Here is a 24,232-nt window from a genome sequence, read left to right as displayed (position 1 = left end):
TTGTCATCTTCCGCGCGACTTACGGCCGCTGGTCACAGGTCACACGTCACTGGCACTGGTGACGCCCGCGGCTCACAGCCTCCACCGAGCTCCCCATGCGCCTCCTCCCAGCCCTGCTCCTCCTCGCCGCCCCCCTCTCGGCCCAAAGCGGCGGCATCGTCCCGCCCGGCACGCTCTGGGAGAAGGGCTTCCGCGCCTGGGATGCTGGCCGCTACATCGAGGCGACCGACGCGCTCCGCTCGCTGTTGGTCCCCGGTGTGGCCCGGTCGTGGATCGACTCGGTCGCAGTCCTCACCGGTGAGCGCTACGAGACCGTGGAACTGACCCCCGACGGCGGGCGGCCGACCTGGTCCGCCGACGGTCAGACGATCGCCTACGAGAGCGGCCTCCCGGCCTCGCGCGTGACCCGGGTGGTCCGCCGCAGCGCCCCGACGAAGGCGCTGCTCGAGGTGGTAGGGAGTGGCGCCGCGCTCTCGCCGAGCGGATCGCTGGTGGCGTGGGTGGCGCCGAGCACGATGAATCGCGTACCGCTGGGCATCAAAGAGGTCGCCACCGGACGCGAGCTGCCGATTACCGGCCTCGGCGAGTGGCTGCCGACCGGCGCCACCTTCGGCTCCGACGACGCCACGCTCTTCGTGGTGGTCTCGCGCGCATCGGACGCGACCCGCAACGACATCCTCCGCCTGACGAGGAGCGGTGACGCCTTCGCGGTGCAGGGGATTGTCGCGCCGACCGCCGGCTTCAAGGGTGTGCCGGTGGCGCTCCCCGGTGGACGCTTCCTGGTGTACCCGATTCCGAGCGGCAATCCCGTGCGCCTCCCGGTCGGCCTGGCCGGACTGCGGGCCGCAGTGAGCTTCGCGATCGTCGACCTGCAGGCCAACACGGTTCGCCGTATCGACGGGCGCGCCGCGACCATCTCGGCCGACGGCTCAATGATGGCCTGGGTCGAGGGGAACCTCGTGGTGCAGGGAAGCGTCGCCATGGAAGAGAACCGGCTGGTGGCCGCACCCGTCGCGGGCGGCGGCGCGATGACGCTCTACAAGGGCATTCGTCGGATCGACGCGCCGGCGCTCTCTCCCGACGGCAACCGGATCGCGTTCCAGATGATGCCGGTGCAGGACTATGAGCTCTACACCCTCGACATTTCGCCGACCGCCAATGCAACACCGACACGCCTCACCCGCGAGATACAGCACGACGTCGTCCCGCAGTGGCTCAACCCCACGACCGTGATGGCCGTCATGGGTGAGCCGAGGCATCGCCGCTCCTATCTGTATGACGCCGAGACCGGCGCGCGGACCCGGCTCTTCCACAACAACACGGTGCGCACGATCGCCCCCGAGTACGAGTGGTTGCCGACGCCCGACGGCTCGGCAGTGCTCACCGTGGCCGAGCGCGATGGCAACACCGTGAGCGTGGAGCGCGGCCTCTATCTGACCGAGTTGAAGCGGCCCGTGACGCGCGAGGCGGTGATCGCGCGGCTCGACGCCGACCGTGCCGGCGAGGTGTCGCTGCGTGACCGTGGCATCGCCTCGTTTGCGCCGATTGCGGCCAAGGTCCGCGCCGTGACGACGCAGGTCGATGTGGGCCGCGTGTACGGCTACGAGAAGGCGCTCTTCGACTTCGACTCGAAGCACATCTCGCAGCCCGGCAACGCCAAGGCGATCGACTACCTCCTCGCGACCTACAAGAGCTTCGGCTACGACGCCCAGCCGCAGTGGTTCTCGCCGCAGGGGGCGTTGGGTGGGAAGTCGGCCAACGTCCTCGCAGTGCTCAAGGGGACGGAGAATCCGGAGCTGGTGTACGTGGTGAGTTCGCACTTCGATTCGCGCGCCGAGGGGCCGGGCGCGGACGACAACACCTCGGGGACGGCCGCACTGCTCGAGGCGGCGCGTGTCATGGCCAGGCATCCGCAGCCGGCGACGATCGTCTTCGCCTCGTTCACGGCCGAGGAGTCGGGATTGCTCGGGTCGCGCGAATACGTCCGCCGCGCGGTCGCCGATTCGCTCAAGCTCGTCGGTGCGCTCAACAACGACATGCTCGGCTGGGCCAACGACCATCACCTCGACAACACCATCCGTTACTCCAACCCCGGCATCCGCGACATCCAGCACGCCGCCGCGGCGCAGTTCTCGTCGATGATCACCTACGACGCGCTCTACTACAAGAGCACGGATGCGGCCGCGTACTACGAGGCCTACGGTGACATCGTCGGCGGCATCGGCTCCTATCCGGTCCTCGGCAACCCGCACTACCACATGCCGCACGACATCCTCGAGGTGGAGAGCCATCAACTCATCGCCGAGGCGAGCAAGACGACGGTGGCGACGCTGATGCTGCTGGCGTCGAGCCCTTCGCGCCTCAAGAACCTCGCGGTCGCGAACGGTGTGGCGACGTGGACCAGGAGCCCCGAGAAGGGTATCACCGGCTACCTGGTGACGTGGGGCCCGGCCGATGCGCCCGAGAAGAACCGCCTCCGCGTGACGACGCCGACGGCGCGGATTCCCCGACTGACCGCCGGGATGGTGGTGCAGGTGAAGGCGGTGAACGCGCGGGGGTTGATGGGGTGGGATTGGGCGCGCTTCACTGTGAAATAGGCGTAGCACAAGGCTTGTCATCCTGAGCGAAGCAGCCGGAACGGCTGCGCAGTCGAAGGACCTCTATCCCAGCGCACCGGGAAGAGGTCCTTCGACTTCGCCCGCTTCGCGGGCTTCGCTCAGGATGACAACGTGTTGCCACCCCCTCACTCCTCACCGCTCAATAGTTGTTCGGATACAGGAAGTAGCTGATCGACGTCCCATCCTCCATCTGCGCCTCGACCCAGACCAGGCCAAAGCGGTGATTGGCGTGGTAGACAAACTTGCGCACGCCGGCGAGGTGGGAATCCTGCTCCACCTTGATCGTCTTGATCATGAACAGGCCGTAGGCGAAGTCATCCGTCGTCGACACCTTTGTCACGGTCCGGGTGATGGTGCTCCCGTCGCTGAGGGTGGTGCGATACGTGTCGCCCACCTTCGCGTCGTAGCGCACCAGCGTTTGCTGTTTCTTGTCGGCGTTGAAGAAGTCCTGGATCCCCTCCGAGGTGATCCGGAGCTTGATGTCGGTGCTGATCGCGCCGCCCGAGAGGAAGCCGGCGACCCAGCCCCCGACGCCGGCCAGCGAGCCGGCCATGGCATTGACCTTGGTCTGCAACGCCGGGGCGTTGGAGAGGTCAGCGGTCAGGTGGAGCGTGGTCAGGCCGTTGTTGTTGGCGGTGACGGTCAGCGAACTGCCGACGTTGTAATAGGTCCCGTTCAGGTTGATCGAGCCGGTCGGGATGGCGTTGCCGACGGCGCTGATGGCGAGATCGGTGTCGCCGCCGATCGGTTCCGAGCCGGTGGGGCTGTCCTTGCCGCACGCGACAAACAACCCGCCGACGACGGCGAGCGCGAGAAGTCGAGTCCTGGTCCACATAGCGCCTCCAAGAGAAGAGGAGGAGTTGGGGGTGTCCTCCCAGCGGTGCGCTGAATCGAAGTTATGGGTCGCGGGGTGCGGGAACCAGATGGCGGCGCGGTCGGGATTCGCCGCGTTGCCGAGGCCGCGTGGGTCCTGCTATTCTTGGCGTCGGATCAGGCGTGGGTGTCGTCGCCCGCCGGAACGTTTCAAGGAGAAACTTCGTGCTCTATTATGTCGGAATGGTCCTGGCCGGGCTCGGCGCCGGGGTGTTGATCAGCGCGCTGACCTACGTGACCGTCATGCTCGGTCTCGTCATCACGTCGATGTTCGCCTTCACGGCCGGCCCGATTCTGGACAAGGTCCTCAAGGACTGACCGGCGGATCGCCCTCCTCCTTGGCGTCACGCTCTGGCGTGGCCGCGGTGCGGATGGCGCCTTCCAGGTTGATCTTCACGCCGGCGAGCAGCTCCCGCAGCCCGCGCACCTTGACCTGCAGCCCCCCCGCGCGGCGCAGCATCATCCCCATGTAACCGAAGCCGTCGCCGATCGGGGTCAGGTTCAGGGAACCGGCCTGGGCCTTGAGCTCGTCGCACATCCGGCCGAGGCCGCGCACCTGGCTTTCGTCGGCCTGCATGGTGCTGATCATCTCGATGATCCGAGTGGCCTTCTCGATCTTCGGGGGGAGCGATTCGAGCCAGGCCAGTTGGGCTTGCTGACGTGCGGTAAGCTTGGCGCCCATCACGAACTCCTGCGGGTTGAACCTCGGGGTCCTGCAATCCGTAGTCTCGGCGGGCACCGCGCCCACCGACCCCGTCAAGATAGAGCATCGCGATGAAGATTTCGGACGTATCGATCTCCCGACCCGTACTGGCCACGATGGGCTCCCTCGCCCTCGTGCTCTTCGGCGTGCTCGGCTACCTGCGCCTGCCGGTGCGTGAACTCCCCGACATCGATCCGCCGATTGTCTCGGTCGAGACCTCGCTGCGGGGTGCCAATCCGCGGGTGATGGAGTCGTCGGTGACGGACGTGCTCGAGGAGGAGCTGAGCACTGCCGAGGGGATCCGGACGCTGACCTCGTCGAGCAACGAGCAGCGCAGCAGTGTCCGGCTGGAGTTCGGCCTCGCGGGATGTTGAATCGGCGGCGCAGGACGTCCGCGACCTGGTGAGTCGGGTGCGCGGCCGACTCCCCGAGGACGTGGACGAGCCGGTGGTCGCCAAGCAGGATGCCGACGCGCGCCCGTTCTACTATCTGGCGCTCACGTCGACCACGCTCGACCTCCTCCAGCTCAACGACGTCGCCGACCGGATCGTCAAGCAGCGCCTGCAGACGATTCCGGGCGTGGCGCGCGCGCAGATCCAGGGCGAGCGGCGCTACGCGATGAAGATCTGGCTGGACCAGAACGCGCTCACGGCGCGGTCGCTCACGGTGCAGGATGTCGCGGCGGCGATCCGCGCCCGCAACGTCGAGGTGCCGGCGGGCCGGATCGAGTCGTCGCAGCGCGAGTTCACGGTGCGCTCGCTGGGCGAGTTGCGCACGCCGAATGAATTTGCCGACCTCGTGGTCTCCAGCCAGGGCGGCGTCCTCACTCAGGTTGCGCGACGTCGGCCGGGTCGAGCTCGGCCCGGCAAACGACCGCTCCGCCCTCCGCTTCGATCAGATGCCCGGCATCGGCCTCGGCGTGATCCGCCAGTCGAAGGCCAATGTCATCGAGGTCTCCAAGGCGATCCAGGCGGCGCTGCCCTCGATCAGGCCGCACTGCCGCCCGGCGTGAAGCTGGTGCAGGCATTCGACCAGTCGGTCTTCGTCGAACGCTCGATCCGCGACGCCCAGCGCACGCTGATCGAGGCGGCGCTGCTGGTCGTGGTCATCATCTTCCTCTTCCTGCGCAACCTGCGGGCGACGATCATCCCCGCCTTCGCCATTCCGGCCTCGATCATCGCGACCTTCGCGGTGATGTCGGCGCTCGGATTCTCGATCAACAACTTCACGCTGTTGGCGCTGACGATCGCGATCGGCATCGTCGTCGACGACGCGATCATCGTGCTCGAGAACGCCTATCGCCACCAGGAAGAGCTTGGCAAGTCGCCCGAGCAGGCCGCACGCGACGGCACCCGCGAGATCGGCTTCGCCGTCGTGGCGACGACGGCCTCGCTCATGGCGGTCTTCGTCCCGCTCGCCTTCCTCAAGGGCAATACCGGCAAGCTCTTCAACGAATTCGGCATCGCGGTGGCCGGCTCGGTCTTCATCTCCGGCTTCGTCGCGCTGACGCTGACGCCGATGCTCTGCGCCAAGCTGCTCAAGGTGCCGCCCAGCCACGGTCGGATGTACCAGCTGCTGGAGCGCGGTTTCGACGGCCTCGCGGCCGGCTATGCACGGGTCCTCGGCCGCGCCTTGCGCCACCCGCTCACGGTGGTGGTCGGGATGTTGGCGCTGGTGGTCGGCGCGGCGCTGGTGTTCCAGACGCTCAAGCGCGAGTTCATCCCGGCCGACGACCGTGGCGTGATCAACATCAACATCGTCGGCCCCGAAGGCGCGACGCTGCAGTACACCGACGGCTACCAGAAGCAGGTCGAGGCGATCCTCGCCAAGGTGCCGGAGGTCAACTCCGTCTTCTCAGTGATCGGTCGTGGCGGCTCGCCCAATGGCGGTTTCGTCGTTGCGCGGCTCAGGTACTGGGAGGACCGCGAGCGCAACATCGAGGATATCATCGCCGAGCTGCGGCCGAAGTTCGCGGCGATCGCCGGCGTGCAGATCTTCGCCTCCAACCCGTCGGCGATCGGCGGATTCGGGTCGCCGGTGCAGTTCATCGTGCGCCACCCCGACTATGACTCGTTGCTGGTCGCCAACGAGCGACTGATCGCGGCGGCGCGCAAGATTCCCGGCCTGGTCAACGTCGATACCGACCTGAAGAACAACAAGCCGGAACTGACCATCGCCTACGATCGCGACCGCGCCGACGACCTCGGCGTGCCGATCGGCGATGTCGCCACGACGCTGCAGTCGATGCTCCGGCGGCACCCGCGTCTCGACCTTCACGCGCGACTCGCGCATCTATGACGTCTTCCTGCAGCTTGATGCCGCCCACCGCGCCACGCCGCAGGACATGGACCAGCTCTTCGTGCGCGGGCGCAACGGGCAGCTGGTGCGCGTGGATGCGCTGGCGTCGATCACCGAGACCACCGGACCGCGCGGGATCGCCCACTACGAGCGGGTGCGCGCCTTCACTCTCTCCCGCCTCGCTGGCGCCGAGCCTCGCCCTCGGCGACGCGATCGATTCGCTCACCGCGATCGCCACGGCGCAGCTCCCGGCCAACACCACGATTGCCCTCGGCGGTGACGCCCGGGAGCTGAGCGAGAGCGGCAACGAGCTGCTGCTCGCCTTCGGCCTCGCGATCCTGGTGGTGTTCATGGTGCTGGCCTCGCAGTTCGAGTCGGTGGTGCATCCGTTCACCGTGCTCATGGCGGTGCCGCTGGCGGTGATCGGCGCGATCTTCACGCTCAAGCTGGCCGGGGCCACCATCAACCTCTACTCGCAGATCGGGATGATCCTGCTGGTCGGGTTGGTAACCAAGAACTCGATCCTGCTGGTGGACTACGCCAACCAGCTCCGCGCCAAGGGGATGGAGGTCGTGGACGCGATGCTCGAGGCGGGACGGATCCGGTTGCGGCCGATCCTGATGACCTCGGTGGCGACGATCATGGGCGCGATCCCGATCGCGCTCGGCTCCGGCGCCGGTGCCACCGCGCGCCGTCCGCTCGGCTACGCCATCGTCGGCGGGATCGCCTTCTCCACCGTGCTGACGCTCTTCGTGGTGCCGGTCGTCTGGATGCTGGCCGAGCGGGGGCTGGCGCGTCGACGCGCCATTCGGGAAGCGACGGCCGAGTTCGCGACGGTGGAGGCTCCATGATCGCCGCCCTCCATCTGCTCGCCACGCTGACGATGGCGCCGGTCGACACCCTGCCAGTGGTCACGCTGCGCGACGCGCTGCGGGAAGCGGTGCGTCTCGATCCGCTGTGGGTGCAGTCGGCCGGACTGGTCGACAACGCCGAGTGGGCGCGAAAGGCGGCGCTGCTGGTGTTCGTGCTGCCGACGATCAACGCCACGGCCGACTACTCCGAGCTCTCGACGCAGCAGTTCAACATCGGCACCGGCCGCGCGGCGAACGCCACGGGCCGCGCCTCGATTGACGCGCGGTACTGAGCTGTTCACCGGCGGGCGCAAGCTCTTCGGGGCACGGCAGGCGAGTGCCGACCTCGAGACGGCGCGGGCCGGCGAGCTCGCGCAACGCTACGAGACGGCGCTCAACGTGGAGCGTGACTACTACGACGTCCTCGGCGCGCGTGAACTGCTCGATGTGGCGCGCGACCGGGCCACTCGCGCGGCCGAACAGTTCGGCACCGCGCGCGCCCGCGTGACGAGCGGCGCGACGGTGCCGTCGGATTCGCTGCAGGTGCTGCTGGAACAGCAGCGCGCGGAGGCCGAGGTGTTGCGGCGTGAGGCGGCGCTGACCGTGGCGCGGCTGCAGCTGGGGCGGCGAATCGGCCGGGCGGTGCCGGTCGATGCGGCGCCGATCGATTCCACCACCCCCGCCGCGCTCTCCATCACGCTCGACGAAGCGGTGACTCGGGCGGTGGAACAGGGGCCGGCGTGGCGCGAGGCGCGCTCGGCCGAGAAGTCGAGCGAGGCGCAGATCCGCGTGCGGCAGGCGAGTTATCTGCCGTCGGTCACGCTGACGGCGTCGCTCGGCAAGTTCGACGACAAGTTCTTCCCGACCCTGACCAATCGGCGCAGCATCGGCTTCTCGATCGCGTTGCCGATCTGGGATGGCGGCCAGCGCGAGCTCGCCATCCAGCGGCTCAAGACCAACCGCACCGTGGCCCGCGCCATCCGCGAGGACCTCGAGCGCTCGGCGCGGCGCGACGTGACCGAGGCCTACACCGGCTACGACGTCTCGCGGCGGGCGCTCGACCTGGCCCACGCCGGGGTCGGGGTCGCCGCCGAAATTCTCCGGGTGCAGAACGCCCGCTATCGCGCCGGTGCCGCCACGGTGCTCGAACTGCTCGACGCGCAGGCGCAGCTGGTGCAGGCGCAGGCCGACCTGGTCCAGGCGCGTTACGCGGTCCGCCTGGCGCGCGCCTCGCTCGAGGTGATCCTCGGGCAACGATTGACCCCAGATTCTGAACGGAGCACCCCGTGAGCCGTCGTCCCCTGATTGGATATGCCCTGCTGCTCCTCGTCGCGTGCGGCGGCGCCGACCCGAAGGACGCCAAGGGCGGCGGCGGTGGCCGGGGTGGCGCGCAGGTGCTGCCGGTCGAGGTGAGTGCCGCCTTCACCGACACGGTGATCGATGCGATCATCGCCACCGGCCAGGTCGAGGCGATGCAGCGCATCGAGCTCCGTCCCGATATCGAAGGCCGAGTGGTCGACATCCTCGCCCGCGAGGGCGCCACCGTTGGCGTCGGCACGCCGCTCCTCAAGATCGACGATGCCGAGCTCAAGGCGCAGGTGGCCCGTGCCACCGCCGATCGCGATCTCGCGAGGCAGGCGCTCGAGCGGACCCGGTTGCTCCTGGCGGAGAAGGCGGCGGCGCCGGCCGACCTGGAGCGCGCCGAGGCGTCGTCGCGCGCGGCCACGGCATCGCTCGACCTGCTGGCGCTGCGCCTCGAGCGGACGGTGGTACGTGCTCCGTTCGCCGGCGTGGTCGGGCAGCGGCTGGTCTCGATGGGCGACTTCGTCAACAGCCAATCGCGGCTGCTCACGCTGCAGACCGTCTCGCCGGCGCGGATCAACTTTGCCGTGCCGGAGCGCTACGCCGCCGAGTTGAAGATGGGGCAGGAGGTCACCTTCCAGGTGGCGTCGTTGCCGGGCAAGACATTCACCGCGCGCGTCGATTTCGTCGATCCGGTCGTCACGCTGCCGGGGCGCACCATCACCGTGAAGGCGATCACCGCGAATAGCGGCGGCACGCTGCAGCCGGGGATGTTCCTCGAGGCACGGCTGGCGACTGCGATGCGCGCCAACGCCGTGGTAGTCCCCGAGGAATCGATCGTACCGACGGCCGGGGCCACCTACATCTGGGTGCAACAGGACAGCACGGTCACGCGGCGCGAGGTCGAACTCGGCGTGCGTTCCCCCGGCTTCGTCGAGATCCGACGCGGCATCGAGGTCGGGGACCGCGTCGTGGTGGGCGGGCTCGAGCGGCTGGTCGAAGGGGTGACCGTCAAGGCCACCACCGTCGAGCGGCGGCCGAAGGGCGCGCGCGAAGGGTGACGTTCCGCGCGGCGGCCGCTGCCTGCTGGCTGGTGCCGACCGTGCTCGGCGCGCAGGAGCCTGCCACGCGCTGGGCGGTGCAACTGCGCACCGCCGCCGGCGTGGAGTTCGCCGACCTGCGGCTGGATGGTGCGCGCAGTCGGATTCTGCTCGAATCGCACGACTCGCTCTTCTTCCCGCTCACCAAGCTGCAGCGCACCGGCAATCATCTCTCCTTCGCCGTCGGCGCGCTCGGTCTGCGCGCCGAGCTTGATGTCGATGGCGATGGTGCAGCGATGTCGGGCCGCCTCCGCTACCCCGATGGCGGCGGCGCCTCCTGGGAGGGCGAGCTGATCCGACCCGGGACGGCGCGCTGGCCGGTGCGACCGCGCGTGCGGGTGCGTCAGCTCGCCGTCGGCACCGGCGCCAACGCCACGGTGATCCCCGCTGCGTGGGTCGCCGCGCTCCCGGACTCGATGACACTCGAGCGAGAGTATGCCGAGTTGATGCGACGGACCGGCCTTCCGGTGGTGCGCGATCGTGAGCGGGCCGACCGTTCCCGCGCGATGGCACTCGGTGCCGACGAGGCGACGCGAGCGAGCGTGCGGCGGACCCTCGCGGCGATCGCGGCAAGCCCCGCCGCCGACAGCACCTTCCGTCGGCTCTTCGTCGGCCCCGCCGGAGTGATCATCGACCTGCACGAGCGCGCCGAGGCGCTGGCAATGGCGCGCAGTCGAGGAGGCTACCAACGGGACGCGGCCGCGCGCGGATTGCGCCGCCTCGGCGTGCTCGACGCAAACACCGTGAACGACGTGGGCCGGATGCGCGCCGCCGCGCTGGCGTCCTGGCCCGCCTGGTTTCGCCACGACAGCACGATGGCCCGCGCGATGGCGGCGCTTGACGCCAGCGACCCCGAAGCTCGTCGCGAGCTCAACCTGCTCTTCGAGTGCTACCTCGACGCAGTGCCATGGTGGCGCGAGGCAGTGCAATGGCTGCTCGATCACCCGTGGATCGACACTCCCATGGGGCCCCGCGCCCCCGCCCAGTTGATGGCCAAGGTCTGGGGCCGTGCGACGCTCGCCCCACCGGTGCTGCTCCCGGAGCCACTCGGTGGCTTCGCAGCGATGCCACTCGTCAACGGCGATCGCCTGGCCCGGACCCTGGTCGAGCCGGCGAATGCCTCGGCCCGTGAGTGGCTGCCGGCGGGGCGCGTCGAGGCGCTCACGGCATGGTCCGCCCTGACCTGGTCCGACACGCTCACCTTGTCGGCGGCGGGCGGCGACATCGCCCTCCTCCCGCCGTCCCGCGTGCCGGGCCTGCAGACGCTGCTCGCGACGGCCGACGGGGTTCGGATCGACCCGGGCATCATGCCGCTGCTGGCGGTGGCAACCGTGATCCACGAGTGGCACCACATTCTCGCGGCCGCGACCCGACTCGAAGGGCAGGGTGTCTCACGGACCGACCGGTCGACCGTCGTCCGCCTGCTCGAGGACGATCCCTGGTTGGCGGAGGGATTCGCCGAATGGGCCACCGAGGAGACGCTCCGTCCCGCCGCGGCGTCGACGCCGCTCCTGCTGCTGCTCGACGCCGAGAAGCGGATGGCGCTGTGGGGCGGCATGAGCGAGGATCCCCACGCGCTCGGGTACCGACTGGTCCGGGCGGCTGCGGCGCGCCTTCCGGTGGCGACTCGACGGAGTACCTTCGTCACGCGACTGCACGATCCGGCCGCCGTCGCCCGACTCGCTAACTTCCCCGCCGGCGCGCGCGGTGCGCCGTTGCTGCTGCGACGGCCGGTGACGGCCGCGGTGGTACCTGAAATCACCCTGACCTGGGATGCCGGCGTGGCCGATGCCGTGGCTCGTCGACTCCTTTTTCCTCCCTACCCTCCGGAGCACTGATGGCCCGCCCGCTTTCCTGGCTCGCTGGTGTCGCCCTTCTGGCCGCCGCGCCACTCGCTGCGCAGCAGACTGTTCCCGAGCGCACCGCCGGGGAGCGGACGTCGAGTCACGCCGAGGTGCTGGCCTTCCTCGACTCGCTGGCCAACCACGGCGCCGCGATCCGCGTCGGGACGCTGGGCGAGTCGCCGCAGGGTCGCCGGATTCCGTACGTCGTCGCGGCACGCCCGATGGTGGCCGACCCGGCCGAGGCCAAGCGCAGTGGCAAGCCGGTCTTCTACATCCAGGGCAACATCCACGCGGGTGAAGTCGAGGGGAAGGAAGCGGTGCAGCGGTTGCTGCGTGACATGACCCTGGGGCCGCTCACCAAGCTGCTCGACAGCGTGATCGTGGTCTGGGTGCCGATCTACAACAGCGATGGCAACGACGCCTTCGGTCCCGGGGATCGCAACCGCGGGGGGCAGAACGGCCCCGCGATCGTCGGCCTGCGCGCCAACGGGCAGGGGCTCGACCTCAACCGCGACTACGTCAAGCAGGAAGCACCGGAGACGCGCGGTTCGCTGGCGCTGGTGGCGGCGTGGGATCCGGATGTCTGGATGGACCTGCACACCACCAACGGCTCGTACCACGGCTACGCCCTGACGTGGGCGCCGGGGCTCAATCCGAATCAGACACCGGCCAACATCTGGTTGCAGGACAAGGCGCTGCCCGAGATTCGCAAGCGGATGCGGGACCGCCACAAGTTCGAGACCTTCCCCTACGGCAACTTCCGCAACCAGCATCCCGACTCGCTGGTGCTCGGCTGGGACACCTATGAGTCCTACGCGCGCTACGGCAGCAACCTGATGGGGATGTCGCGGATCTCGATCCTCTCCGAGGCGTACAGCAACGACCCGCTACTGAAGCGGATCGATGCCACCTACGCGTTCATGATCGAGTCGCTGCGCTACATGGCCGAGAAGCAGGCCGACCTGCGCCGGGTGATGGCGGCGACGATTGCCGCGCGTCCCGACTCCGTCGCCGTGCGCAGCGCCTTCGCGCCGCCGCGCATGGACACCGTCATTGCCGAGCTCACCAAGCAGGGTGAGGGGAACGGCGGCTTCTCGCGGCGTCAGCGCACCGGCGAGATGAAGAAGGTCTTCATGCCGGTGGTCGATCGCTTCGTCGCCACCCGTCGCGAGGCGATTCCGGCGGCGTACGTGCTCGACGCGCAGTGGACCGAGGTCGTGGCGCTGCTTCGTCGGCAAGGCATCGTGGTCGAGAAGCTCACGCAGCCGTGGGTCGGCCAGAGTGCGCGCTTCCAGGTCGACTCGGCCGTGGTCGCCGCCCGCCCCTTCGAGGGGCATCGGGCCATGAAGGTCGACGGCAAGTGGGTCGCCCCGGCGGCCGATTCCCTCCCGGCCGGCAGCTACATCATCCCGACCAACCAGCGCTTCGGCATGCTGGCGGCCTTCCTGCTCGAGCCCGCGTCGGAGGACGGCTACACCACCTGGAACTCCTTTGACCGCGCCGTTCGTGCCCGGGCGAGCCATCCGGTGCGCCGGTTGGCGGCCCTGCCCAGCGTGCCCCGCGCGCTGGTGCCGTGACCTCCGCAGCATTACGGATGCTCCAACCCGGGGACAGGGCGCCAGATTTCACGACGCTCGACGCCGAGGGGAAGCCGGTCGCCCTCTCGGCGCTGCGGGGCCAGCGAGTGGTGCTTTATTTCTACCCGAAGGACGATACCTCGGATTGCACCGAGCAGGCGTGCGGCTTCCGCGATGCCTGGCGGAAGCTCCGCCGGCGAGGCACCACGGTCCTCGGCGTGTCGCGGGACGACGTGAAGGCGCATCGGAAGTTCGCAGCGAAGCACGCGTTGCCCTTTCCGCTGCTGGCCGATGATGAGCATGCCATCGCGCAGGCCTACGGCGTCTGGGTCGAGAAGTCGATGTATGGCAAGAAGTATTTCGGGATCGCACGCACCACGTTCGTGATCGACGCCGAGGGCGTCATCACCCACGTGTTCGAGAAGGTGAAGGTGACCGGGCATGCCGAGGCGGTCTTGGCAGCGCTTGATGACTGACTGCTGTTTTCACGCACCACGAGGTTTCCCATTCGTACCCCATTGTCGGCCACTGCTGCCCTCGTCCTCCTCGCCGGCTGCGCCACGCAGACGGCCAACCCAGGGCCCGGCAGTTCGGCCTCGACGACCTTCTTCGCGCCCGAGCCGGGAGAGCGGCACTTCGGCCGCCTGCGCCAGCTCACCTTTGGCGGCAACAACGCCGAGGCGTATTTCTCGAGCGACGGCAAGTGGCTCACCTTCCAGAAGCAGAAGAAGGTGACCGAGGGTTGCGACCAGCAGTACATCATGCGCGCCGACGGCTCCGACCTGCGGCAGGTCTCGAACGGCCTCGGCCGGACCACCTGCGGCTACTTCATCGCGAAGGACCAGCGGATCATCTTCTCCTCGACGTACCGGGGCGACCCGGCCTGCCCGGTCCCGCCGGATCGGGCGATGGGCTACGTCTGGCCGCTCGGCCGCTTCGAGCTCTTCACCGTCAAGCGGGACGGCACCGATCTCCAGCAGCTGACCGACAATGGGGCGTACAACGCCGAGGCGACGGTGTCGCCCGACGGGAAGCACGTGATCTTCACGTCGACCCGCGACGGCGACGTCGAGCTCTACACGATGAATCCTGACGGCAGCAATCTCCGTCGTCTGACCACACGGGTCGGCTACGACGGCGGCGCCTTCTTCTCGCCCGATGGGACCAAGATCGTCTGGCGGGCGCAGTACCCGGTGACGGCCACCGACAGCGCGGACTATCAGCGGCTGTTGAAGGCGCGCCTGGTGCGCCCGGCCAAGCTCGAGCTCTGGGTCGCCAACGCCGACGGCAGCAACCCGAAGCAGATCACCGCGCTCGGCGGCGCCAACTTCGCGCCGTTCTTCCACCCGGATGGGAAGCGGATCATCTTCTCGTCGAACCACAAGGACCCGAAGGGCCGTGGCTTCGACCTGTTCATGATCAACGCCGACGGCACGGGGATCGAGCAGATCACGCAGTACGGTGACTTCGACGGCTTCCCGATGTTCTCGCCGGATGGCAAGCAGCTGGTGTTCGCGTCGAATCGCCACGGCAGCGAATCGGGCGAGACGAACCTCTTCATCGCCGACTGGAAGAACTGAGCATGATCAAGGGCCGCGTGGCCGGTGCGCTCCGCATTCTGGTGGACTGGGTCAAGTCCATCAGCATCGCACTGGTCGCGTGGTTCCTGTTGCGCACCTTCCTGATCGAGGCGTTCCGCATCCCCTCGGGGAGCATGCAGAACACGCTGCAGATCGGCGACTTCCTCTTCGTCAACAAGTTCCTCTACGGCGCCGAAGTGCCGCTGCTCAAGGCGAAGCTGCCCGCGGTGCGCGAGCCGGCGCGTGGCGACATCGTCGTCTTCGACTCGATCGAGGAAGACCTGAAGGTCGTCAAGCGGCTGATCGGCCTTGCCGGCGACACGCTCGAGATGCGGAGCGGCGTGGTGTATCGGAACGGTCGCCGTCTCGAGGAGCCGTACGCGGTCAACAGCGAGCCGGAAAAGTCCGAGGACCAGCTGATGCGCTCACGGATGCGCGCGTGGCAGGTGCCGCACTTCGCCGGGCCGGTGCCGATGGGCTACGAGCCCGACCTGCACGACTGGGGTCCGGTCGTGGTGCCGCAGGATTCGCTGTTCGTGATGGGAGACAATCGCGACGGCTCGTATGACGGCCGCTACTGGGGCTTCCTGCCGCGCGTCAACGTCGTCGGCACGCCGGTGCTGGTGTACTTCAGCTACGACGTGCAGAGCCTGAAGTCGATGGCGTTCCTGACCGAGGTGCGGTGGCACCGGCTCTTCAGCACGCCGCGCTGATCACCCGTGTGCGACGCACGACAACGGCCACTCCTTACGGGGTGGCCGTTTGCCGTTCCCTCGGGAAGAGCGTTGCCGCCAGCAGCAGCGCCCCCGCCGCCATCGCCGCCGAGAGGCGGAAGGCGCCTTCCGCCGACGCCGCCTGCATCACGGCGCCGGCGACGATCGGCCCGATGATCCGTGCCAGTGACGACGCGCTCTGCGTGACGCCGAGCGTGCGGCCCTGCACGGTGGCCGCGGCGCGGCGCGAGGCGAGGCCGATCATCGCGGGGCCGGCCATCCCGAAGCCGGCACCGAGCAGCGCCAGCGCGGTGTAGAAGAGCGGGCCCGGTGCGCCGACCGCGCCGGCGGGCGGAATCAGCAGGAAGCCGACCGCCATCACGCCGGCGCCGAGGCGCGCGACACCGACCTCGCCGAGCCGAGTGACCAGGCGCCCGAGCAGTCCGCCCTGCACGATCGCTGTTGCGAGCCCCACGTACGCAAACCAGTAGCTCACCACGCTGCGGCTCGCCTTGAAGCGCAACTCGCCGAAGAGCGGGAACACCACGTACATCACCGAGAAGGCGAGCGTGGCGAGGAAGAGCACCGCGACCGGTGCGGCGAGCGCGCGCCACGGCGTGCGTGCGGCCGGGGCATTGGCGGCCACCGCGGCGGGGATCGACTCCGGCAGCACCCGCCACGCCATGATCAGATTGATGGCGGTGATGATGGCGGCGATGATCCCCGGCAGCGTGTTGCCGATCGCGGCGGTGATGCCGCCGAGGATCGGGCCGACGATGAAGCCCAGTCCGAAGGCCGCGCCGACCATCCCCATCGCCTTGGTGCGCTGCTCGGGGGTGGTCTCGTCGGCGAGGTACGCCTGCGCCACGTTGACCGTCGCTCCCGACCCGCCGTCGAGGACGCGCGAGAGCAGCAAGAGGGGCAGCGAGTTGGCGAAGGCGAAGACCAGGTACGAGGCGACGCTCCCCGCCAGCCCGATCAGCAGCACCGGACGGCGGCCGATCCGGTCGGAGACCCGGCCCCAGAGTGGCGCCAGGACGAACTGGATGGCCGAGTAGGAGGCGACCAGCAACCCGATGTTCCCCGGCGTCCCCCCCAGCCGCGCCGCATAGCTCGGCAGGAGCGGCAGGACCATCCCGAACCCGATGACGTCGATGAAGACGGTGGCAATGACGATGGGAATGGCGGAACGGGGCAGGGACGCAGACGTGGTCATCGGGGGAGGATGGCCGACCCCCGGAGGCAGGTCAAGCTGGGGGGTCGATCAGCGAGGCGAGGTGGAGATGCCGGCCCGGTCGATATAGGCGACCAGACGGGCGCACTGTCCGCAGGTGAGGACGACCCGACCCAGCGACGCTCCCCCTTCGGCGGGGCGCTCGGGTGTTCGCTCCATGGCCTCACTGCCGCAGGATGGGCAGTGGATTGCCCGTCCCTCCCGGTCGGCGCTGATGAGGGCGAGTGCCTCGTCCGGCCGGTATTCCTTCACGTGGCGACGGCCCATCGTCGCTCCTCTGTGGCTCCGGGGGCCGGGAAGTCGGACCCGTGGCACACCCTCTTAGCTACGCTTTTTCGGGGGGTCCGTCAAGAGTCCGACCGTCCAATACCTTGACGGGGGGTGTCCGCGGCGCGTACGTTGCCGTTTTTCCGAGGCCCGTGAATGACCGAATTGGCCGCGCCACAGATCTCCTCCTTGATGGAAGCCCTCCCGGGCATTGCGCATGTCCTCCGGAGTCCGGTCGCCAACGCGATCGTGGCGCTGTCGCGGGCTGGCGCAGGCTTGGAAGAGTATGCCATCGCCCACGCCGAAGAGCTGATGCGCTACGGCGTCCGGCGGAACCTGCTGACCCACGACGAGGTCGAGAAGGTCCTGGCCGAGATTCGCGAGACCCCGGCCGGGAAGGCGTCGAAGCCGTTGGTGATCGAGAAGCCGAAGCGGCCAACGCCCCCGCCGCCGGTCCACCACACGCCCGCCAAGCCCCCGGAAGCCCCGGTGGCTGCCAAGGCGGTCGGGGTGAAGGCCGCGGTGACCTCCAAGGACCCGAAGGCCGCCCGCACGGCTCCTCCGGTCAAGCCGGCCGCCAAGGCTCCGGCCAAGCCCGCACCGAAGCCTCCGCCGAAGCCCGCGGCCAAGGCCGCCGCCAAGCCCGCGCCAAAGGTTGCCGCCAAGGCGCCGGCCAAGCCGGCCCCCAAGAAGCCGGTGGCCAAGGCCGCGCCCGCCAAGAAGGTGGTGCCAGTGAAGAAGGCGGCGAAGAAGAAGAAGTGACCTGTCACCAGTAACCTGTGACCCGGGTCACTGGTCACTGGTCACCTCAGTTCAGACGCGGAACCCGCGCACCAGTCTCGTCAGTCGATCGGCGGTGTCCACTACGGTGGTCGCCGCCGTTGCGATTTCATGGGTGGCGCCCGACTGCTCGACGGCCGAATCGGTCACCGCCTGCGCCGCGTGCGCGTTGACCTGCGCGGCACGAGCCACGTCAGCCGCGGTGGCCCCCAGGCGGTCGGCGAGCTCGCGGTGCGCGGCGGCCTCGCGCGCCACCGTCCCGGCGGCTGCGGCAACTTCCTCGACCGAGCCGACGATCTCCGCCAGCGCCGCGGTCACCCCAGCCGCCACGTCCTCGACGCCCGCCACGCGCTCCGTCCCCGCCTCGACCGTCTGCGCCACCAACCGCACCTGCTCATCGAGCGTCGCCACCGTCTTGGCGATCCGCCGCGCCCCTTCCGCACTGGTCTCGGCGAGCTGCCGGATTTCGCCGGCGACGACCGCGAAGCCTTCCCCGGCCGCCCCCGCGCGCGCCGCCTCGATCGCCGCGTTGAGCGCCAGCAACTCGGTCTGCGCCGCCAACTGGCCGGTGAGCGCCACGAACTCCGACACCGCCGCGGCTGCATTGGTCAGCCGGCCGACCGAGGACGTCGTCTGCGCCACCACCTCGTGCAACTCGAGCAGCGTCTCGGAGGCCGCGCCAAGGTGGCTGCGGTGGGTGTCGGCGGTGCGGCGAATCCGATCGGCCACCAACACCACGCGCTGGCCCGCGCCCGCGCTGCGTGCCGCGGCCGCGCGCAGGTCGCTGAGCAGGTCGTCGCTCTCACGCGTGGCCGTCGCCTGTTTCTCGGCAGAGGCCGACACCGCACCGATCGCGCGCGACACCTGGGTGGCGCTCTCGGTGAGCTGCTCCGATCGCCGCGAGAGCGCGCCGGCATTCTCGGTCAGCGTGCTGCTGACGTCGGCGACGCTGCCCACCACGCCGCGCAGTCCTTCGCTCATCCGGCGCACCGCGGCGGCGAGGAGGCCGAGCTCCTTCGGCATCGGGCCCAGGTCGATCGGGCGGAGGTCGCCAGCGCCGACTCGTTCGGTGGCCTCGACCAGTCGGCGCAACGGGAGCACCACCGCACGCACGGTGTAGACCGCCGACCAGATGCCGAGGATCAGGGCCAGGCCGAAGAGGAGCCAGACATAGGTCCGCCGCTCCTCGCTGTTGCTGGCGAGGTCGCTGGCACGATCCGACGCGGCCGCCGCCTGCACCGCGACCAGGGCGCGCACGTCGTCGAGCAACGAATCGGCGGTCGCGACCCGGCGGCCGTCCGGCGTCCCGGGGGCGCTGCTCCGTTCGAGTCGCGAGACCAGGGTATCGATACGGCGGAGGGCCTTCCGCTCGGGATCGGTGAGCGAGAGCGCGCTGTAGCTGCCGCTCGCACCGCGCACATTGGCGAAGGCCGCCGAGAGCTGGACGCGGCTCGCCGAGTCGTCCGGCGTCAACGCCAGTGCATCCCCGATCCGGACGGCCGTCACCACGTCGCGAGTGAGTTCCTGGACGACGACCGTTGCCTCTCGGAACGTCGCCAGCTCGTCCTGCACCGCCGAATCGAGCGATTTCATCGCCGACACGCCCTGCAACGTCATCCCCCAGACCAGCAGGAGGAGGAGGACGGTGCCGGCGGTGACCCGACTGCGGAGAGAGGGGAGGTCGCTCATGGCGCGAAACGTGGGTCCGCACGAGGCATGGACGCAAGCGGGGGCCCTACCCGCGACTGCCTCGGCGGTCTATCATCACAGCATGACAACCCCGACGACGCTGACGATTCGCACCTTCGCGGACCGGGCCGAGGCGATGGCGCATGCGGTGCTGCGAGCCGGCGAGGCGCCGCGCTTCACCGCCTTCGACGACACGATCGGCTGCCCGATGGAACAGCTGCTCGGTGCCCTCGAGTGGACGCGCGTCGTCGGCATTCTCCCCGATGACGACCTCCTCCATGCGGGGCGCCTCACCAGCGACACTGCGGCGGCCGTCGTCGAACGGAAGACTGCCGAGGGACGCCGCTACATCTTCCTCGGCCCACGCCTCGACACGCCGCAGGCACTGCCGGAAGATGGCGAGGTGCTGCTCGACGAGCCGGGTGTATTGGCGATCGGTTTTGCGGAGCGGGCGATCGCGCTGGCGCACTTCCTTCGCATCACCATGGGCGCCGGGGCGATCTTTGCGCAGCTGGGGCGTCGTGCCCCGGAGCTGCGCCACTTGCGGCGCTGGTTGCCGCCGATCGTGCAGGAACTGGATGGATCACGCCGAATGATTGCCGGGTGGTTTGCCGCCTCAGCCGGGGGTGTCCTCTTCCTCGGCGACGAGGGGACCGACGCGGCCTGGCGCTACATCGAAGTGGGGATCGACTCATGAAGGCCGGATGGATGATGCTGGGCGCCTTGCTGGTGGCTGCACCGCTCGCGGCGCAGGCACCGCCCTCGCCCTCGGAAGCGATCAAGAAGATGACTCCAGAGGAGCGGGCCCTGGCGCAGCGCAAGCTGAACTCCGCTGCCTCGATGCTCTACGACATTCCGCTCGACTCGGCCAAGAGCGGGCTGCGCGGCCTGCTGATGGTGATGCGCGACTCACTGATGGTCGTGCAGGCGGAAGCGTCACGGTTGCAGCGCGCGTCGTCGCCAGCGGTCGCCACGTCGGCGGCCCGGCGGCTCCGCGCCGCTTGCGGTGCGGCGTCGCGGGTGATGATCGGTGCGGAGCCGCACATCGCCGGGATGAAGGCGTCGGCCAAGGCCGGGGCTGAGGCGCTGATCGCCTATCAGAAGGCGATCGTCGTGACCAACGCCGAGATGATCAAGTGCGACCGCAGCGTGGCGCTCCAGTTGGCCTCGCCCAACCCGGGGCTGCCCCAGCTCAGGACCAGTGCCGTCGGCGCCGAAGCAGCCGCCGTGAACTACGATCAGGCGGCCGACGGCCTGCTGCGGGTGTTCGACATCCCGATGCGCCCCAAGGGTGTCCCCGGCGGATTGTAACGAAGTACGGCGGATGGCATGTGGGGATGTGGATTAACATCTCCACATCCCGTGGAGAAAGGGGGGAACTGCCGTGGTGATGGGCACTTCGAACCCACATTGTTGCCCACCGCAGGTGAGCTAACCCGAATAAAATCAGGCACTTGCGGCTTTTCTGGGGTACGGTAGCTTGGTAGGAGTACCGATGGGGCGTGTCGCACGCTTCATCCTCTCCGATCCAGCGCCTCGGAGAGCCGTGTGGGCGAACGGTCCGCGAGCCGATCTGACCCACAGCGCTCATTCCCTCGCAACGCCCCCGAGCGTCTGCGCTGGAGTGCGAAGCGGTCGATCAGCCCTGCTGGTCGGCCGCTTCTTCGTTCCCGCCATCCTCGTCTCGCCCGAAGTCGGGCGCCAACCGCACCAACCAGCGATTGTCGAACTGCCAGACCTTCTTGGTCGAGGTCCGTGCGTCGCCCGGGAAGAGCTCGGGTGAGGCATAGGCGTCGTTGATCGAGGCCGTCTTGGCCGAGGCGTCGTCGGCGTAGTGGAGAATCTCCGCCTCGAGGGTCAGCGGCCGCACCGGCGAGCCAAACTCGAGCTGGCCGTGGTGCGAGAGGATCAGGTGCTCGATCAGGAGCTGTTCCTCCGGCGTGCACGGCGGCGTCGGCTGCGCGGCGACGCGCTCGCGGAACATGGCGTAGCCCTGGGTCACGTGCCCGAGGAGCCGGCCGCGCTCGGTGGTGTCGAAGACGCCGGTCTCCCAACTGTAGGTCTCCAGCTTGCCGATGTCGTGGAGCATCGCGCCGACGGTGACGATCTCCGCATCGGCCCGCGCCACGCGCGCCATCTGCTTGCCGATGCTGACCACTTCGCAGGTGTGCTGCAACAGCCCGCCGATCGCGGCGTGGTGGCCGGTGCCCGGCGCGCCGGGGCATTCCTGATACCGGCTGCGGAACTCGTCGTCGGCATAGAAGAGGTCGACCACGGCGCGGAGCCGCGGTGCGGTCAGCTTGGCGCGGATATCGTCGAGGAACTGCCAGTAGCCATCGACCGCGCCGACGGACGGCGCCAGATCGGCGAGCGGGATCGACCCCTTCGGCAGCGCCCGCACCGAGGTGGCATCGAGCTGGCGCGACTCGCGGTACGCCGTCACCGTCCCGACCACCTGGACGATCATCCCCTTGCTGAGTCCCTTCACCTGATCGTCGCGCCCGGCCCAGAACGGCGCCGTGTCGATCCGCCCGGTCCGGTTGCCGAGGACGAGGACGGTGCGCGGGTGGTCGCCACCCTTGGCCACCACGTCGAGGACGAGGAAGGGGTGGTGGACGGAGTCGCCGACGGCGAGGGCGGAGATGTCGAGCATGCGGGGGGACCGGTGAGGGGTGACCAGTGACCAGTGACCAGTGGCTCCGACCCGGGTGGTCTTCCTGGTGACGGGTTACGGGTTACTGGTTACGCTGGCAGCAATCTACTCGTGTCCCGTGACGCCCTTCCCCGTATCATTCACCCATGCCCTCCCTCCACATCCGCCTCCTCGTCACCGATCCCGCCCGCGAGGACGTCGTCGCCCTGGCCGACACGCTCCGGGCTGGTGGGCACGTGGTGGTCTTCGAGGAGGTCGCGACGGTGCCGCCCGGGGTGGCACCGGCACCGGAGTTCGTGGTGACCGAGGCGGCGATGCTGCCGGCCCCCGAGACGCTGGAGGCCGCTGAAGCGCGTCACCTCCGCGCCACGCTGCACTTCACCCACGGCAACCGGCGTCAGGCGGCGCTGCTCCTCGGCATCGCCCGCTCGACGCTGCTGGCCAAGATTCGGAAGTACCACCTCACGGGGTGATCCGCCCCAACCGCGAGATGACGACCCGGCGGCTCGCCCCAAGGCGCGTCAACGTGAGCGTCCGATTCGACACCCCCACCGCCAGCCCTGCCGCCCCGAAGTGGATCGGCGCCCCGCCCCCGCTCAGCTGGACCCCGCGCGTCCCCGCCCCCGCATGCTGCCAGCGCAGCGTGGTGTCGCCATCCATGAGCAGCTCGAGTCGATAACTGCTGTCGCTCAATGTGAGCCGAGTCACCGCACCGAAGCGGATGGCGTCGAGCCGGGCGGCGTCGAGCGCCACGACCAGCTCGGTGGCCTCGTGGCGGAGCGCCGCTGCCGAGGCGACGGCGCCGAGGTGAGGGAGGCCCAAGCCGGCGAGGATGCCGATGAGGACGAGAACGAGCAAGAGCTCCAGCAGGGTGACGCCGCGAGTCATGCCCCGACAATAGCAAACGCGGGATCCAGTGCTCGGCACCGAACCCCGCGTGATGGACCCGATTGCCGCCGATCAGGGCGCGCGACTCTCGTCGAGGAAGACCAACGCCCGCCGACGGGTGATCACCGCCGCCAGCGCCCGATGCACATCCGGCGAAATCACCGTGCCGACCAGGTCGCGCATCCGGGACACCGCCTGCTCCTGACTCATCTTCTCCTGATACGGCCGCACGGTGGTCAACGCGTCGAACACCTCGGCCACGCCCAGGATGCGCGCACCGATCGGGATCGCCTCGCCCACCAGGCCGTCCGGATAGCCCGTGCCGTCATGACGCTCATGGTGCGACCGGACGTAGCTGATCACCTCACGCAGGTGATGCAGCGGCGCGAGGATCTGCGCCCCGATCAGCACGTGCGTCTTGACGTGGTCGAACTCCTCCTCGGAGAGCGGCCCGTGCTTGTGCAGCACCGCTTCGCGGATGCCGATCTTGCCGATGTCGTGGAGACGGCCCGCCGTGCGCACCATCTCGATCTGCTCGTCGGAGAGCCCCATCTCGGCGGCGATCATCGCGGAGAGGTCGGCCACCCGCGCCGAGTGGCCGCGGAGATAGGCGTCCTTGGCCTCGAGCGCGTTGACGAGCGCTTCGAGCGTGGCCACCGAAATCCGCTCGAGATTGCCGCGCTCGCGCCGCAGCTCGGCGCCGCGCTGGACGATCTCCTGCTTGAGCCACGCCTGCGTCTCGGCCTGTTCGATCAGGTCGCGCCGACGCGCCAGTGCCCGCCCGATGGCGCGCTCGAGGTCCTGCAGGTCGACCGGCTTGACGAGATAGTCCATCGCCCCGCGCTGCATGCAGAGTGCGGCGGTGTTGGCGTCGTTCACGGCGGTGAGCATCAGGATGGCGGCGTTGGGCTCTTCCTTCAGGATCATCGGCACCATGTCGGGGCCGGAGGCATCCGGCAGCCGGACATCGAGCAGGATGCAGGCGATCTTGCGCCGGCGGATCTCGGCCAGCGCCTCGCCGGCCGTTCCCGTGGCGATCACCTCGTGACCCATGCTGGTGAGCAGGCGCTGCAGGGCCGACCGGATCGAATCCTCGTCATCGACCACCAAGGTCGTGACCAGGTCGATCTCATCTCCCATCGGGTCGGCGGTGTCGGGGCTCATCCGTGCTCCGGAAGTGGTAGTCCTGCTCCTCCTCTCAATATATCGGTCGTTCCGATCCGCGCCTCGTGTGGCGGTCCCGATTCGAAACCCCCGGCGCC

The 24,232-nt window shown here is 69.0% G+C and carries 25 protein-coding genes; 17 read left to right on the top strand and 8 right to left on the bottom strand.

Going from position 1 to position 24,232, the window contains the following annotated elements; translation table 11 throughout:
• Positions 1-95: 95 nt before the first annotated feature.
• Positions 96-2,597: a M20/M25/M40 family metallo-hydrolase gene (locus IPG05_14715; protein MBK6496325.1), complete on the top strand. Its 2,502-nt coding sequence runs from the start codon at positions 96-98 to the stop codon at positions 2,595-2,597.
• 160 nt (positions 2,598-2,757) lie between these two features.
• Here the strand turns inward: IPG05_14715 and IPG05_14710 are convergent, their stop codons facing one another.
• Entirely contained in the window at positions 2,758-3,453 is a 696-nt protein-coding gene (locus tag IPG05_14710) for a hypothetical protein (protein ID MBK6496324.1), read from the bottom strand.
• A gap of 203 nt (positions 3,454-3,656) precedes the next feature.
• Here IPG05_14710 and IPG05_14705 point away from each other — a divergent pair, with 203 nt between their 5' ends.
• Positions 3,657-3,809 (top strand): hypothetical protein, encoded by a 153-nt coding sequence (locus IPG05_14705; protein MBK6496323.1) that lies wholly within the window; start codon positions 3,657-3,659, stop codon positions 3,807-3,809.
• Here IPG05_14705 and IPG05_14700 read toward each other — a convergent pair.
• On the bottom strand, positions 3,799-4,173 hold the full coding sequence (locus IPG05_14700; GenBank protein ID MBK6496322.1) for a hypothetical protein: 375 nt from the start codon (positions 4,171-4,173) through the stop codon (positions 3,799-3,801). The genes IPG05_14705 and IPG05_14700 overlap by 11 nt on opposite strands.
• Before the next feature lie 92 nt (positions 4,174-4,265).
• On the opposite strand from IPG05_14700, the gene IPG05_14695 reads away from it, so the two are divergent.
• The 11 genes from IPG05_14695 to lepB all read left to right on the top strand — a co-directional run bounded on the left by IPG05_14695 (position 4,266) and on the right by lepB (position 15,459).
• Complete coding sequence (locus tag IPG05_14695; GenBank protein ID MBK6496321.1) at positions 4,266-4,568, top strand: efflux RND transporter permease subunit; 303 nt, start codon at positions 4,266-4,268, stop codon at positions 4,566-4,568.
• The gene (locus tag IPG05_14690) at positions 4,534-6,492 is read left to right on the top strand and encodes an efflux RND transporter permease subunit (protein ID MBK6496320.1); all 1,959 of its coding nucleotides are present in this window, start codon (positions 4,534-4,536) and stop codon (positions 6,490-6,492) included. Before IPG05_14695 ends, IPG05_14690 begins: the two co-directional genes overlap by 35 nt.
• 95 nt (positions 6,493-6,587) lie before the next feature.
• The gene (locus IPG05_14685; GenBank protein MBK6496319.1) at positions 6,588-7,343 is read left to right on the top strand and encodes an efflux RND transporter permease subunit; all 756 of its coding nucleotides are present in this window, start codon (positions 6,588-6,590) and stop codon (positions 7,341-7,343) included.
• Entirely contained in the window at positions 7,340-7,636 is a 297-nt protein-coding gene (locus IPG05_14680; protein MBK6496318.1) for a hypothetical protein, read from the top strand. The genes IPG05_14685 and IPG05_14680 overlap by 4 nt, the downstream gene beginning before the upstream one ends.
• The gene (locus IPG05_14675) at positions 7,620-8,633 is read left to right on the top strand and encodes a TolC family protein (protein MBK6496317.1); all 1,014 of its coding nucleotides are present in this window, start codon (positions 7,620-7,622) and stop codon (positions 8,631-8,633) included. The genes IPG05_14680 and IPG05_14675 overlap by 17 nt, the downstream gene beginning before the upstream one ends.
• Entirely contained in the window at positions 8,630-9,706 is a 1,077-nt protein-coding gene (locus IPG05_14670; protein MBK6496316.1) for an efflux RND transporter periplasmic adaptor subunit, read from the top strand. Before IPG05_14675 ends, IPG05_14670 begins: the two co-directional genes overlap by 4 nt.
• Entirely contained in the window at positions 9,703-11,583 is a 1,881-nt protein-coding gene (locus IPG05_14665) for a hypothetical protein (GenBank protein ID MBK6496315.1), read from the top strand. The genes IPG05_14670 and IPG05_14665 overlap by 4 nt, the downstream gene beginning before the upstream one ends.
• A complete protein-coding gene (locus tag IPG05_14660; protein ID MBK6496314.1) occupies positions 11,583-13,166 on the top strand; it encodes a hypothetical protein in 1,584 nt (527 codons plus the stop codon). Before IPG05_14665 ends, IPG05_14660 begins: the two co-directional genes overlap by 1 nt.
• Before the next feature lie 17 nt (positions 13,167-13,183).
• Positions 13,184-13,642 carry a thioredoxin-dependent thiol peroxidase gene (bcp, locus tag IPG05_14655; GenBank protein MBK6496313.1) on the top strand — a complete coding sequence of 153 codons (459 nt, stop codon included), beginning with the start codon at positions 13,184-13,186 and terminating at the stop codon, positions 13,640-13,642.
• A gap of 42 nt (positions 13,643-13,684) precedes the next feature.
• Positions 13,685-14,746: a PD40 domain-containing protein gene (locus tag IPG05_14650; protein ID MBK6496312.1), complete on the top strand. Its 1,062-nt coding sequence runs from the start codon at positions 13,685-13,687 to the stop codon at positions 14,744-14,746.
• Between the two features lie 2 nt (positions 14,747-14,748).
• On the top strand, positions 14,749-15,459 hold the full coding sequence (gene lepB, locus IPG05_14645) for a signal peptidase I (GenBank protein MBK6496311.1): 711 nt from the start codon (positions 14,749-14,751) through the stop codon (positions 15,457-15,459).
• A 34-nt stretch (positions 15,460-15,493) separates the two neighbouring features.
• On the opposite strand, the gene IPG05_14640 is transcribed toward lepB, so the two are convergent.
• On the bottom strand, positions 15,494-16,675 hold the full coding sequence (locus IPG05_14640) for an MFS transporter (protein MBK6496310.1): 1,182 nt from the start codon (positions 16,673-16,675) through the stop codon (positions 15,494-15,496).
• A gap of 48 nt (positions 16,676-16,723) precedes the next feature.
• Positions 16,724-16,960, bottom strand: coding sequence for a hypothetical protein (locus IPG05_14635; GenBank protein MBK6496309.1), 237 nt, complete (start codon positions 16,958-16,960; stop codon positions 16,724-16,726).
• 156 nt (positions 16,961-17,116) lie between these two features.
• Between IPG05_14635 and IPG05_14630 the strand changes: the two genes are divergently transcribed.
• Positions 17,117-17,722 carry a hypothetical protein gene (locus tag IPG05_14630; GenBank protein MBK6496308.1) on the top strand — a complete coding sequence of 202 codons (606 nt, stop codon included), beginning with the start codon at positions 17,117-17,119 and terminating at the stop codon, positions 17,720-17,722.
• 51 nt (positions 17,723-17,773) lie between these two features.
• Here IPG05_14630 and IPG05_14625 read toward each other — a convergent pair whose 3' ends face one another.
• Positions 17,774-19,429 carry a methyl-accepting chemotaxis protein gene (locus IPG05_14625; GenBank protein ID MBK6496307.1) on the bottom strand — a complete coding sequence of 552 codons (1,656 nt, stop codon included), beginning with the start codon at positions 19,427-19,429 and terminating at the stop codon, positions 17,774-17,776.
• Between the two features lie 82 nt (positions 19,430-19,511).
• Between IPG05_14625 and IPG05_14620 the strand changes: the two genes are divergently transcribed.
• Positions 19,512-20,126 (top strand): hypothetical protein, encoded by a 615-nt coding sequence (locus tag IPG05_14620; GenBank protein ID MBK6496306.1) that lies wholly within the window; start codon positions 19,512-19,514, stop codon positions 20,124-20,126.
• Positions 20,123-20,740, top strand: a complete 618-nt coding sequence (locus IPG05_14615) for a hypothetical protein (protein MBK6496305.1) — start codon at positions 20,123-20,125, stop codon at positions 20,738-20,740. The genes IPG05_14620 and IPG05_14615 overlap by 4 nt, the downstream gene beginning before the upstream one ends.
• A 328-nt stretch (positions 20,741-21,068) precedes the next feature.
• Here IPG05_14615 and IPG05_14610 read toward each other — a convergent pair whose 3' ends face one another.
• Complete coding sequence (locus IPG05_14610; protein MBK6496304.1) at positions 21,069-22,082, bottom strand: HD domain-containing protein; 1,014 nt, start codon at positions 22,080-22,082, stop codon at positions 21,069-21,071.
• A 146-nt stretch (positions 22,083-22,228) separates the two neighbouring features.
• Here IPG05_14610 and IPG05_14605 point away from each other — a divergent pair, with 146 nt between their 5' ends.
• The gene (locus IPG05_14605; GenBank protein ID MBK6496303.1) at positions 22,229-22,555 is read left to right on the top strand and encodes a hypothetical protein; all 327 of its coding nucleotides are present in this window, start codon (positions 22,229-22,231) and stop codon (positions 22,553-22,555) included.
• Here the strand turns inward: IPG05_14605 and IPG05_14600 are convergent.
• Entirely contained in the window at positions 22,545-22,970 is a 426-nt protein-coding gene (locus IPG05_14600; GenBank protein MBK6496302.1) for a GspH/FimT family pseudopilin, read from the bottom strand. The two genes, IPG05_14605 and IPG05_14600, sit on opposite strands and share 11 nt — an antisense overlap.
• A 72-nt stretch (positions 22,971-23,042) precedes the next feature.
• Positions 23,043-24,134: a response regulator gene (locus tag IPG05_14595; GenBank protein ID MBK6496301.1), complete on the bottom strand. Its 1,092-nt coding sequence runs from the start codon at positions 24,132-24,134 to the stop codon at positions 23,043-23,045.
• Positions 24,135-24,232 lie beyond the last annotated feature (98 nt).

Source organism: Gemmatimonadota bacterium (assembly GCA_016704275.1).
Classification (GTDB): Bacteria; Gemmatimonadota; Gemmatimonadetes; order Gemmatimonadales; family GWC2-71-9; genus Palsa-1233.
The sequence above is the reverse complement of the archived record's forward strand: the minus strand, read 5'-3'. Positions and strand labels throughout refer to the sequence as shown.